The organism is Pedobacter alluvionis (assembly GCF_003664035.1).
Classification (GTDB): domain Bacteria; phylum Bacteroidota; class Bacteroidia; order Sphingobacteriales; family Sphingobacteriaceae; genus Pedobacter; species Pedobacter alluvionis.
This window is the reverse complement of sequence record NZ_RCCK01000011.1, coordinates 585228-597696: the sequence shown is the minus strand read 5'-3', so window position 1 is coordinate 597696 and position 12469 is coordinate 585228. Positions and strand designations below refer to the sequence as shown.

At 38.8% G+C, this 12469-nt stretch carries 10 protein-coding genes; 3 read left to right on the top strand and 7 right to left on the bottom strand.

The genetic code is table 11. The annotated features are described in order from the left end of the window. Positions 1 to 283: 283 nt before the first annotated feature. The 6 genes from BCL90_RS10330 to mutL form a co-directional block, all read right to left on the bottom strand. A complete protein-coding gene (locus BCL90_RS10330; protein ID WP_121283905.1) occupies positions 284 to 916 on the bottom strand; it encodes a nitroreductase family protein in 633 nt (210 codons plus the stop codon). Between the two features lie 793 nt (positions 917 to 1709). Next, the gene (locus BCL90_RS25685; RefSeq protein ID WP_166792112.1) at positions 1710 to 1883 is read right to left on the bottom strand and encodes a hypothetical protein; all 174 of its coding nucleotides are present in this window, start codon (positions 1881 to 1883) and stop codon (positions 1710 to 1712) included. Positions 1884 to 1900: 17 nt separating this feature from the next. Beyond that, positions 1901 to 3013, bottom strand: a complete 1113-nt coding sequence (locus tag BCL90_RS10320; RefSeq protein WP_121283903.1) for an endonuclease/exonuclease/phosphatase family protein — start codon at positions 3011 to 3013, stop codon at positions 1901 to 1903. After that, a complete protein-coding gene (locus tag BCL90_RS10315) occupies positions 3013 to 3867 on the bottom strand; it encodes a rhomboid family protein (protein WP_121283902.1) in 855 nt (284 codons plus the stop codon). Before BCL90_RS10315 ends, BCL90_RS10320 begins: the two co-directional genes overlap by 1 nt. Beyond that, positions 3860 to 4591, bottom strand: a complete 732-nt coding sequence (locus BCL90_RS10310; RefSeq protein ID WP_121283901.1) for a rhomboid family intramembrane serine protease — start codon at positions 4589 to 4591, stop codon at positions 3860 to 3862. Before BCL90_RS10310 ends, BCL90_RS10315 begins: the two co-directional genes overlap by 8 nt. Positions 4592 to 4747: 156 nt before the next feature. Continuing rightward, positions 4748 to 6583 (bottom strand): DNA mismatch repair endonuclease MutL, encoded by a 1836-nt coding sequence (gene mutL, locus BCL90_RS10305; RefSeq protein ID WP_121283900.1) that lies wholly within the window; start codon positions 6581 to 6583, stop codon positions 4748 to 4750. A gap of 787 nt (positions 6584 to 7370) precedes the next feature. On the opposite strand from mutL, the gene BCL90_RS10300 reads away from it, so the two are divergent. The 3 genes from BCL90_RS10300 to BCL90_RS10290 all read left to right on the top strand — a co-directional run bounded on the left by BCL90_RS10300 (position 7371) and on the right by BCL90_RS10290 (position 11406). Next, entirely contained in the window at positions 7371 to 9005 is a 1635-nt protein-coding gene (locus BCL90_RS10300) for an amidohydrolase (protein ID WP_121283899.1), read from the top strand. Beyond that, the gene (locus tag BCL90_RS10295; RefSeq protein ID WP_121283898.1) at positions 8992 to 10809 is read left to right on the top strand and encodes a serine hydrolase domain-containing protein; all 1818 of its coding nucleotides are present in this window, start codon (positions 8992 to 8994) and stop codon (positions 10807 to 10809) included. Before BCL90_RS10300 ends, BCL90_RS10295 begins: the two co-directional genes overlap by 14 nt. A gap of 75 nt (positions 10810 to 10884) precedes the next feature. After that, positions 10885 to 11406, top strand: a complete 522-nt coding sequence (locus tag BCL90_RS10290) for a hypothetical protein (RefSeq protein WP_121283897.1) — start codon at positions 10885 to 10887, stop codon at positions 11404 to 11406. A gap of 57 nt (positions 11407 to 11463) precedes the next feature. Here the strand turns inward: BCL90_RS10290 and BCL90_RS10285 are convergent, their stop codons facing one another. Next, entirely contained in the window at positions 11464 to 12306 is an 843-nt protein-coding gene (locus BCL90_RS10285) for a DUF6929 family protein (protein WP_121283896.1), read from the bottom strand. Between the last annotated feature and the right edge of the window lie 163 nt (positions 12307 to 12469).

Here is a 12469-nt window from a genome sequence, read left to right as displayed (position 1 = left end):
ATTGGATATTAAATGCTAGCCCGTAAATATATCCAATTATAAATAGAGCACATAAAATGTAATGAGGTTTAACATTTTTTTACAAAACTTTCTATGTTAATCGTCATCCTGATCCGATAGCTACCGGATTTGTTTCAGGATCTACATGTGAAGTGCTTTTAAGGTTAATTGTTTAAACCGGTTAATCGACTCCAAACGCCAGACTCCCAGCGCCAAACTAACTCTGCTAAAACAAAACAAGCCGCTAAAAGCGGCTTGTTTTAAATATAATGGTGTTTGCCTGTTATTTAAACTCGATCAGGAATTCTTCTTTAGGTGAACGTACTTTTTTAAGATTTACCAACCAATCGCCGGCTTCGTCTCTGTTTCCTAATGGCAATAGGGTAACACTTTTTAAACCTTTTTTATCTAAACCTAAAAGTTCATCTAAAGCAGGACCGTTAAAACCTTCCATTGGCGTAGCATCAACTTTTAGTACTGCAGCTTCTGCAATGGCAATACCGAAAGCAATATAAGCCTGACGGGCTGCATGGTTGAAGTTTTCTTCCGCCGTTCTGGATAAAATCATGCCTTTAAGTTGTGCTTTGTAAGCATCTGTCGTATCCAGTGGTAAGCCACGCTCTGCATTCATTCTGTTAAAAACGGCATCAATACCTTCTTCTGTATAATTTTCGTTTGCCGCGAAAATCAATAAGTGAGAAGAATCAATTACTTGCGATTGGTTAAAAGCAATCGGTGCAATTTTCTCTTTTAATTCCTGGTTGGTTACCACAATTAATTTAAAAGGCTGTAAACCAGATGATGTTGGCGCCAAATGTGCTGCTGCAATAATTTTATCAACTTTTTCCTGTTCAACAGGTTGACCGTTCATTTTCTTAACGGCATAACGCCAGTTCAGTGCATCTATTAAGCTCATATTTTGAAGATTTTTTTTAAATTTTATGAAGCAAAGATGGAAATAAGGAACAAACCTATTGTTGATGTATGGTAAGAAAATAAATAGCCAGTAATTTGATCGTCATTTGCATTAAGCTTACATATTGTTATTTTTTCCTATCGGTTGGTGTCTCACCGACCGAAATGGAATAAATTCAGAATGACAAATTATGAAAGAGTTTAATTAAAATTAGGAAATGAGTGGCTTGTGGTTCTTGGAGGTTTTCAGCCCCGCTTTGCGCTTTATACCGATGAAGGATCGGTATGTTCGCTGCAATCAGGTTTATGAACAAGGGTTCTGCATCCTGCAACCACAGAAATAAAGTGCTGTTTTGCCCACCTAGCCCCGGTTGAAGTGTTACCCTGCAGCAACGAGGCACGAGGAAGCGAAGCGTAAAAACGGAAAACGGGAAAGAACTTATTGTTTTGTACAAACCTAGCGCTCCAATAAGGGAATGATTATTTATAACCAATCGCCATGATTCTTGTTTATCCCTAGTCAACGGAATATTCTCCATCGCCATGGTTCGTGTCCTCACGCACCATAAGATCGTAATTAAGCTTTTATCCTATCGGTTGGCATCTCACTTACCTAAATAGAATTAGGAAATGAGTGGCTTGTGGTTCCTGGCAGTTACAGCCCCCGCTTTCGCTTATAGTCCTCGCTGCGCTGCGGGCTATTCCGCTCAATCAGGTTTATGAACAAGGGTTCTGCATCCTGCAACCACAGAAATAAAGTGCTGTTTTTTGCCCACCTAGCCCCGGTTGAAGTGTTACCCTGCAGCAACGAGGTACGAGGAAGCGAAGCGTAAAAACGGAAAACGGGAAGGAACTTCTTGTTTTATGCAGGCCTTGCGCTCCAATGAAGAATGATCAGTAATCACCAACCGCCATGATTCTTTTTTATACCCAATTCCATCGCCATGGTTCGTGTACTCACGCACCATAAGATCGTAATTAAGCCTTATGGGATAAACCTCAAATCGCTGCGCACCGGAAAGTGGTCGGATAATTTGGCCTGGGTGATTTTGTAATTTAACACCTCAAGTTCCTTAGAAGTAGCAATATAATCAATCTGGAAATTAGGAAATTTGCCATTATAGGTTTTACCAAAGCCGTTGCCCTTTTTAATAAAACTATTGTTCAATCCGGCTGTAATTTGGGTAACCACGTAAGATGCCGGCGTATCGTTAAAATCGCCTGCAATAAGGTAAGGTGTTTTGCAGGTTGCCATTTCCTTTTTCATAATGTCTACCTGACCGCTGCGCTTCAAAAAGGCACTTTTCAGCATTCTTAAAATCCTTTTGGATGGTTGCAGTTCGGTATTCATTTCCTTAACCTTATCCAGGTATTCGTAATCCTGTTTTTCAAAAGAGATAGATTGAAAATGCACATTGTAAACCCTTAATGTTTTTCCTTTAATGTTTAAATCGGTGTAAATACTCATGTTGCCGGGGAAACCTTTAACAAAAGGGATTTTACCCGAATCTTTAATCGGGAATTTAGAAAATATAGCTAAGCCAGTTGCTTCGTAATCATTTTTATTAGTAGGTACAAAGTAGTAATATTTTGTATTTAACAGTACTTTAAGGCTGTCAACGGTATCAAAAGCGCCTTTGTAGCGGGTGAAAAATTCTTGAAAGCAAATAATATCAGGGTTTTGATCTTTCACCACCTTAAGCATTTTTTCTTTTACAGATTCAATATTGTCTTCGCCGTATAGCTTAAAACTATGCACGTTGTAAGTCATCATTCTGATGCTATTGTCTGCTTTTTCAGTGCCTCCCTCATCGCCACCAATGGCAAAGGTGGCTTTTAAAGTTTTAGCACCGAGCGCAATAATGATAATAGTTGTGATGGCAAAAATCCATTTTTTGCTTAAAAACCACCAAACGAGGAAGATAATGTTAACGAATAAAACGAAAGGATAGGCAAGACCGAAAAAAGCAATAATGGCATGTTTTCTTGGGTCCATATTTCCGGCAAGAACCCCCAATAGCAAAGCGATTGCCAACATAACGGCAATAGGCAAAAGGAGTTTATCCAGAAAACTATATTTCTTCTTGTTCGTGGCCATTAATCTTTACTTGCCTTAAATAGTTTTTCTTTTTCTACCGCTGTTAATTTATCGTACCCTGAAGTCGATATTTTGTCTAAAATGGCATCTATTTCCTGTTGAGAAACGCCACCTTTAAATACTGGTTTTTTAACAGGTTTTTCATTCCGAACAACCTTTAGTTTCGGCTTACGCTCAAACAGCTTGCTCCAATCCCTTCCGTTTTGCAAACTTTTAATGAAGGTGAAACCTAAAAGTGCACCACCAATATGCGCTAAACTTCCACCTGCATTTACGGAGCCGATTGCAATAAAATCGAGCACAAAATAGATAATGGCAATCCATTTAATTTTAACCTCACCAAAGAAAAGTAACATAATGGTGTAATTCGGTACCAGCGTTGCAGAAGCAAAAATGATCGCCATTACTGCGGCTGATGCGCCAACAATGGTTACGCCGGCCAGTCCGCTGGCATAAAGGGGGAATATATTTAATGCAGCAACGGCAAACAAACCACCAAAAAGACCACCTGCCAGGTACACAAAATGAAACTGACGGCTTTTTAAGAAATTCATGAATATATTGCCGAACCAAAATAAGCCGAGCATATTAAACAGGATGTGAAGAATCCCGTCATGAATAAACATGTAGGTAAACAGGGTATAAAAGCGCTCAGGTAGTTTCGAAATGCTGGCTGGTAAGCCTAAATATTTGCTTACGAATAAATCGATAATATCACCATGGCCACTTAGCTTGCTAAATACGCCAATAATGGCGATTAATAAAAATAGCATTACATTAATCCCAATGTAGAAGAATAATGGATTGCCCGATTGAAAAACCTTGTATTTTAAATCTTTAAAAGTATTATTCATAGAGCGTATAAAATGTATCGTTTTTATCTTTCCATATTTTAACAAGTATAAAGCCGATTAAAGCACCACCAAGGTGAGCATAATGCGCAACAGAATCGCCTTCAAACTGGGCAACCCCCAAAGATAACTCTACTAAAATATAAACCGGTATAATATATTTTGCTTTCACCGGAACCGGAATAAACATGATCAACAATTCTGCATTTGGATAAAGCATGCCGAAGGCAACCAACAAGCCGAAAATTGCACCCGATGCACCAAGCATTCCACCGAAATAAATACTCCGTAGTGTAACTGCTTGTGTCATGGAAAGTTGATTCGTGTCGAACTCTCCCTGAAATAATGCGCTAAGATTTATCTTTCCGTTATTAGTAACGCTACCGATAATCTGATGCACTTCGTAAGCCTGTACGGCCCACTGCAATGCAAGTGCACCTAATCCGGTAATAAAATAAAAGATAATAAATTTTTTGCCTCCCCATCTTGATTCTAACAAACTTCCAAAAGAATACAGTGCAAACATGTTAAAAAAGATGTGCGCTATGCCACCATGCATAAACATGTAGCTAATCGGCTGCCATAGCTCAAACTTCGGAGAATCGAAATAATATACCGCTAACAGGTCATCAAGATGAAGGCTTGTGAGTAAGTAAGTTGCTGCAAAAAATAAGATGTTAATAATCAGTAGGTTTTTTACTACCGGGGGAATATATATGTTATTCATTTAATTTTAAAAAGGGTTAACTGGTTAATGGTTTAAACTGGTTAATCGGTTAGCTGTTTTGTATTGCTCTTTGGCTTCAAGTTTTGCTATGCCCTTCAATTTTCTGACTTCCGGCCCAGGCCTCCGACTTTTTCTCTTTAGTCTTTCAGCTTTAGTCTATTTCTCAAACTTCTTATCCAGTTCTGCCAAAGTAATGGTTTGGATAATTGGTTTGCCACTTACGCTAAAGTTAGGTGTTTTACAGGCAAAAAGCTCATCAATCAAGGTATTCATTTCCTCCTGGCCAAGGCTTGTTCCCGCTTTTATTGCGCTGTTTTTAGCCAGGCTTCTCGCGAGGCTATCACGTTTACTCAATTTTAATTCCTGTTGCGAGTTTTTAAAGCCCTCAATCAATTGTTCAAATAATTGTGTTTCGTTAATGTTGCTGCTGCCCAGATCAACCGGAACACCTTCTACTACCAACGTATTTTTTCCAAATTCGCGTACATCAAAGCCTAAACTTTTTATATCATCCAGTAAACTTTTTGCCAATTCGAAATCGTTGGCATTTAACGTAATGGTTTGCGGAAATAAACTCTGCTGCGATGCGCCTTTGCGGTCGTCAAGATGTACGAGAAAACGTTCATAAAGGATTCGCTCATGTGCCATTTGTTGGTCGATCACCATTAAGCCCGACTTAATCTGAGAAACAATATAGCGGTTATGCAGTTGCATGTACTGTTTCTGCTTGGTTTCTAAAACCGTTTCATCAGCATAAATAGAGGTCTGCTCTACAACTGGCTGTTCAGTTATATCATAAAGTGAACCCCAGTTTTTTGCACTTGGTTTTGCATCATAATTTCTTGGCGATGAGGCATAACCCGATGTAGAACTGCTATCACTCGCAAATGGATTAAAATCAGGATTGAAATTAATGCTTGGTGGTACAATATCTTCAACCGCTTTATGGGTAATCATATTACTGAAACCGGTTTCCTGGTCGAAATCTAAAGTCGGTGAAATGTTATAACGGCCAATGGAACGTTTTACCGCCGATTTCATGATCGCGTAAATGGATTTTTCATCCAGATACTTAATTTCTGTTTTAGTGGGATGAACGTTTACGTCAATTTTTGATGGATCGATCTCAATAAACAAAACATACAACGGGTAGCTGTCGTCCGGTAATAAATCTTCAAAAGCAGAACTTACCGCGTGGTTTAAATAGGGATCTTTAATGAAACGGTTATTCACGAAAAAGAACTGTTCGCCCCTGGTTTTCTTTGCAAAAGCAGGTTTGCCAATATACCCTTTTAGGTTAATGATCGTGGTTTCTTCCTCAACCGGAACCAAACGCTCGTTATAATTGTTGCCAAAAAGATGGACAATGCGTTGTTTTAAATTGCCTTTTGGCAGATTAAAAATCTCTGTGCCATCGTGGTGCAGACTAAAAAATACAGCCGGGTGCGCTAATGCTACCCGTTGAAATTCATCCAGGATATGGCGCATTTCCACCGGATTACTTTTAAGGAAGTTTCTTCTGGCAGGTGTATTGAAAAATAAGTTTTTAATCGAAATCTGTGTTCCTGGTGAGGTGGCAACTGGTTCCTGATTGGTTACCTGTGCGCCTTCGATAGAAATACAGGTGCCAATTTCATCCTCATGCCTGCGGGTTTTCATTTCAACCTGCGAAATTGCTGCAATAGAGGCCATGGCTTCGCCCCTGAAACCCATGGTGCGGATGGCAAATAAATCTTCGGCTTTTTTTACCTTCGAAGTGGCATGGCGTTCGAAACACATTCTGGCATCGGTAACGCTCATTCCACAGCCGTTATCTATAATCTGAATCAATGCCTTACCTGCATCTTTTATTACTAATTGGATTCTATCCGCGCCGGCATCAATAGAATTTTCGAGCAATTCTTTTACCGCAGAAGCAGGTCGTTGAACAACTTCTCCGGCAGCAATTTGATTGGCAACAGCATCAGGCAATAAGTGAATAATATCAGTCATGTAGTAAGGCAAAGTGAATTTGCTAAATTATGCAAAATAAGCTTAAGGAACCTGATTTGTTTAAAACTCAACATGTAAATGACTCTTGGTAAATAGGATTGAATTGCTACCTGTCATTCTGAACGTAGTGAAGAATCTTTGTCAGGAACAATTTGTTATTCCTACTGAGGTTTATTTTTTTTGAAAGCAGGGTTCTGCATCTTCGGCTCCGGTAGTCCTGCTGTACACTGTATCCCGATTGAAAAAAAAATCGGGATGCCGTTCCCATCAGGTTTATTTTACGTAGGCCTGGCGTTCTGAACTACTGAAAAATTTTCCCCAGGCTTACTGGTATTTAATTAACTCAAGATATATTCTCCGTGCTTTCTGTGCCTCCGTGGCAAAAAAATATTATCAATAATAAAGTAGTCTTAACGAAATGCTAAGAGAAAGGAAAGTGGTCTGTGGAGACACAGACCACGACGTAAGGACAATTACCATAAGCGAAGTGATGAATTGACCGATTTACGAAGAGTCGTCCCCCTGAACTAGTTTCAGGGTCTTATTAGTGAATAAAAATGTTATTATTTAAATGGCGTGTTTAGGACATAGACCACGGGTTTGGCTGTCATTCTGAACGCAGTGAAGAATCTTTTACCGAATAAATATAGTCACTGAATTAGCCAGTAAGAATTCAACAAATGTGCTGATCGTTTTACAGATGTTTCGTGCCTCAGCATGACAATAGTCCTTTCTGTAAAACCGAATTTACAAAGTCAAATGCTTCCAATTTTCTATCTTTATCGATATGAAATCCATTTTATACGGTCTTTTTCTAGTTATGCTGTTCACTTCTTGTTCCAGGAGAGAGGCGGTTGATGTAATTGTTTATAATGCAAAAGTTTATACCGTTAACAGTAAATTTGATACGGTTGAAGCATTCGCAGTAAAAAATGGTAAGATCCTGGAACTTGGCGCGAGTGATGATATCAAGTCAAAATATGCTGGCAAAGAAGAGATTAACGCCAGGGGTAAAGCCGTTTATCCTGGTTTTATTGATGCACATGCCCACTTTTATGGCTATGGACAAAGTTTGCAAACAGCTGATTTAAGAGAAACGAAATCCTGGGATGAAGTGCTTAAGCGCTTATCTGATTTTGCCAAAACGCATCCTGATGGCTGGTTAATTGGCAATGGCTGGGACCAAAACGATTGGGAAAATAAAGCTTTCCCAACCAATGAAAAGTTAACCGCACTTTTTCCGGATCGCCCGGTATTTTTAAATCGTATTGATGGTCATGCGGCCATAGCTAACCAAAAAGCGCTGGATGATGCCGGAATTAAAAGTGAACAGAAATTGGTAGGTGGTGATATGCTTGCCGAAAATGGAAAGCTCACTGGTGTGTTAATTGATAACGCTGTAGCCCTGGTAGAACGTAAAATCCCATCACCAGATGCTAAACTGGCTGAAAAGATATTTATCGACGCACAGAAAAACTGTTTCGCTGCTGGCTTAACCACCATTGATGATTGCGGCTTGAGTTACCTGGCTGTAGAATTCATCGAAAAACTGCAGAAAGAAAATAAACTGAAAATGAGGCTTTATGTAATGCTCTCTGATGAGCCAGATAATTATAAATATCTTTTTAACCGCGGGCCAGTTAAAACCGATCGGTTAAATGTTCGGGCCTTTAAGGTTTATGCAGATGGTGCTTTAGGTTCGCGTGGTGCCTGCCTGCTTCATCCTTACAGCGATATGCCAGACAAAACAGGTTTTTTATTAAGCGATCAGAAACATTTTGAAGAAATAGCCAGAAAAATTGCTGCCAATCATTTTCAGATGTGTACCCATGCCATTGGCGATTCGGCCAATCGGGTAATCCTGAATATTTACAATAAAATTTTAAAAGGCAAAAATGATCAGCGTTGGCGGATTGAACATGCCCAGGTAGTAAATGCCAACGATTTTGGTTTATTTGGAAGCGCCAGTATTGTGCCATCAGTGCAACCTACACATGCCACTTCCGATATGTATTGGGCTAGGCAGCGTTTAGGTGTCGAAAGGTTAAAAAGTGCTTATGCCTACAAACAATTATTAAAACAAAATGGTTGGATTCCTTTGGGTACCGATTTCCCGGTTGAAAACATTAATCCATTATTAACGTTTTATGCTGCAATAGTGAGAGCAGATGCAAAAGGTTTTCCAAAGGGAGGTTTCCAGATGGAAAATGCCTTAACACCTGAAGAAGCCTTACGCGGAATGACGATATGGGCAGCAAAGGCCAATTTTGAAGAACACGAAAAGGGTAGTTTAGAGAAAGGTAAATTTGCTGATTTCGTTATGCTCGATCACGATATATTAAAATCAACACCACAGAACATATTAAAAACCAAAGTCTTAAAAACCTATTTGAACGGAGAAAAAGTATATGAAGCGAAATAGATTGTGTATCCTGGCTGTAGCATTTTGCTGCAATGTTTTATGTTTAATGGCTTGTGCACAGGATCATACAGCGAATGAAAAGAAACTGGCTGTTGCCAATGCGATTTCTAACGCAACCGTATTGTTAAACAACCAGGATGGAATTATTCCTTTAAAATCATTAGAGAAGAAAAATATTGCTTCGGTCAGCCTTAGTTTTGCTTATAGTAGCGTTTTTGATAGTTTGGCAAATAAATACGATAAAATCACTTCATTTTCTGCCGATTCTTATAAAGATAGCTCGAATTTGAACGATTTAGAAGATGACCTTAAATATTTCAATACCATTTTAATTTCTATTGATGATCAAAATGTAAGCAAAGCCAGATACATTAACTTTATTAACAATATCAGTAAAAATAAACAGGTAATTATTTCTTTTTTTGGTGTCGGACCTGGCTTAAAATCATTTGATCTCTTAAAATCGCCGATTGTATGGACCGGTCAAAACAATATTGACGCTGCCGCAATCGTACCGCAGTATATTTTTGGAGGCATTGCCGCTTCGAATAAGTTAACCATGGCATATTCTGCCCGTTATACCACAGGTTCCGGTTTTACTACAACAGCTACGCGCTTAAAATACACTGTACCTGAAGATGCAGGTTTAAATTCGAACAATTTAAAAGAAATTGATGCCATTGCTGCCGAAGCGATAGCGCAGAAAGCTACACCAGGACTGGTGGTTTTGGTAGCGAAAGATGGGAAGGTGATCTTTAACAAGGCTTATGGCACTCATACCTATGATACCAATGTGCCAGATAAGGTGACTGATATTTTTGATCTGGCTTCTGTAACCAAAATAACGGCAACCACCCCTGCGGTTATGCGTTTGTTCGAAGAGGGAAAGTTGAAATTAGATACCAACATTGGCGCTTATATCCCCAAGGCCCGCACCACACCCATGAACAATATTCAGGTAAGAGAAGTGATGTTGCACCAGGCCGGTTTTATCCCTTACATTCCTTTTCACGATTATGTTAAAACAGGCGATTACAGCAGAGATTCATCGGCAGCTTATCCAACCAAAGTAGCCGATAACTATTATATCAAAAAAGGCTTTTTTAAAGATTTTATGTGGCCTAAAATGCTCAATTCGCCAATAAGAACACGTGGTAAATATGTGTATAGCGATATCAGTATGTATGTAATGAAAGATATTGTAGAGCATATTAGTGAAGAGCCTTTAAATCAATACACTTACGAAAATTTTTATAAACCACTAGGCATGCAAACTGCAGGTTTTTTGCCACGCAACCGTTTTAAACCAGAGCAGATTATTCCAACAGAAATGGACACCTATTTCAGGAAAACACTTTTAGTTGGCTACGTTCACGATCAGGGGGCGGCTTTGGCTGGTGGTGTTTCCGGGCATGCGGGTTTATTTGCCAGCGCTAACGATCTGGCTATTATTTACCAGATGCTGTTGAACCGTGGTACCTATGGTGGGGTGGAGTATTTCAAAAACACAACAGTAGATATGTTTACCTCGAAACAGTCAAATGTGAGTCGCAGAGGTTTGGGTTTCGATCGCTGGGATCCGGATAGTACCAAACATTACCCTTCTAATTTAGCTTCACCACAAACTTATGGTCATACCGGCTATACCGGAACCTGTGTGTGGGTAGATCCGTCACGTGGTTTGGTTTATGTGTTTCTGTCGAACCGGGTTAATCCTACCGTTACTGATAAACTTTCTAACCTGAAAATTAGGGGTAGGATTCAGGATGTGGTTAACAAGGCGATTGACGAATCGAAGAAATAGAATTACCTGTAATCATTGATCAAGTTTGTTTTTATTCGTAATTTCAGAATATAAACCTAAAAACAGCTTAATACTATGAAATTAATTAAAACATTAATTTTTTTATTGCCTTTTTTGGCAATGATTTCAATCGCAAATGCACAGCAGATTAAAGATGGAGAAACCGTAAATGTAAACGGAATTGCCGTAACCTATTCTGTTATCAATAAAGAAAAGTTTACCATAAAAGACCAGGATTTCGACCGCTATAAAATTTTAGCTTCTATAAAAAACAATACGGGTAAATCTTTTAACATCCGTTTGGCCAATTCATTGGATCTGTCGGGTATAAATAGTTCGAAAATAATAGAATTGGATTGTGTGAATGCCACAGGGGCGAGGTTAACCTCCAAAAAGGTTCATGTGAGCATGAAAAGCCATTTAATTAATGTTACCTATCCTACAAAAGACAAAGACGGAAAATCAATCACAGCCATTATTCCGGTTACAGCCGGATACTATTTTGATGAAGGACAGGTAATCGAAAACGATGCAATTTTTATTGTGCCGGCTGGAGAAGTGCCAAAGGTTAGTGTAAGGAGTTTGTTGAAAAATTAAAATTTAGAGTTGTCAACTTTCTGGCAAACTGGCCATTAAAGTTGACAACTCTTCTGCCTAAAAATTGATTGCCAATTTATAAATAACCGTCTTAAGTTCATCGGTATCGCGGTCTTCACACAATAAAAAAGTTGTATTATGCTCGGTTTGATTGAGTAAAGTAATGCCTTCAAATTTATGTTTTCCAGAAATTTTATTGCTGAAAGTTAGCTTTAAAGACTGCAGGTTAATACTGCCAATAAAACTTCCCATAATTTCGCCATCGGCATAAGTCGATTGGCTATCTTCTGCGGTAGCAATAAAAAATATCTCATTTTTTACCAATGCAGCATCGGTAAAAGACGATTCAACGTGATTAATATTTGGAAGCTTAAAATAGTTAAACTGAGCTTGTGAAATTTTAGCTAAATCTGCTCCCTGGGTTTTGAATATGCCATTCTTTGCTTCTATTCCGTTGCCACGGTTAAAAAGCATCCACTCAGTTCCCGTAAAAATTGCCCCTTCGAGGTTAAAGTTCTGATCATCTATTTTGGCAATAGCTTTAAGTTTGGTGTAGGTACTGGTCAGGTCTTTTTGAACAAACTCTTGTGTTTTCAGATCGAATTCGATCACCAGGTTTCTTTTGGGTGTTGAGCCAGAACCTAAAATGTAGAGCTTATTGTCATTATGACAAAGGATTTCGAAATCGGGTTTTAAGGATTTAGGTATATTTTCTAACTGATCGAGTGTTCTATCAAATAAGATCTGAATTTTCCGCAGCTTCCTGGTTTTGATGTTATATTCGTTCAAATAGCCACTATTATCGCCAATGATATACAGTAAATCTTCCTGAAGGAACAAGCCTGAGGCAGAACCAATCCCGTCAATCCCGGCGAAAACTTCTAAAGTTGTTGAATGCATGTTTTGAAAATAACAAAAAAGCACCGGTTTTAGCCGATGCTTATATTTTTTCGAATAAGATTGCCACGTCTCGATGAAGAATCGAGCCTGCCATTGACGTTGTTTTATAATTATTTATTAATGAGTGACTTGCGAAATTATGCATTTCCATCTAGCAAGGCCA

What these genes read in the sequence shown, in the direction of transcription:
- BCL90_RS10330 (WP_121283905.1), bottom strand. Translation starts at nt 916, where the DNA reads ATGAGCTTAATAGATGCACTGAACTGGCGTTATGCCGTTAAGAAAATG.
- BCL90_RS25685 (WP_166792112.1), bottom strand. Translation starts at nt 1,883, where the DNA reads ATGGTGCGTGAGTACACGAACCATGGCGATGGAATTGGGTATAAAAAA.
- BCL90_RS10320 (WP_121283903.1), bottom strand. Translation starts at nt 3,013, where the DNA reads ATGGCCACGAACAAGAAGAAATATAGTTTTCTGGATAAACTCCTTTTG.
- BCL90_RS10315 (WP_121283902.1), bottom strand. Translation starts at nt 3,867, where the DNA reads ATGAATAATACTTTTAAAGATTTAAAATACAAGGTTTTTCAATCGGGC.
- BCL90_RS10310 (WP_121283901.1), bottom strand. Translation starts at nt 4,591, where the DNA reads ATGAATAACATATATATTCCCCCGGTAGTAAAAAACCTACTGATTATT.
- mutL (WP_121283900.1), bottom strand. Translation starts at nt 6,583, where the DNA reads ATGACTGATATTATTCACTTATTGCCTGATGCTGTTGCCAATCAAATT.
- BCL90_RS10300 (WP_121283899.1), top strand. Translation starts at nt 7,371, where the DNA reads ATGAAATCCATTTTATACGGTCTTTTTCTAGTTATGCTGTTCACTTCT.
- BCL90_RS10295 (WP_121283898.1), top strand. Translation starts at nt 8,992, where the DNA reads ATGAAGCGAAATAGATTGTGTATCCTGGCTGTAGCATTTTGCTGCAAT.
- BCL90_RS10290 (WP_121283897.1), top strand. Translation starts at nt 10,885, where the DNA reads ATGAAATTAATTAAAACATTAATTTTTTTATTGCCTTTTTTGGCAATG.
- BCL90_RS10285 (WP_121283896.1), bottom strand. Translation starts at nt 12,306, where the DNA reads ATGCATTCAACAACTTTAGAAGTTTTCGCCGGGATTGACGGGATTGGT.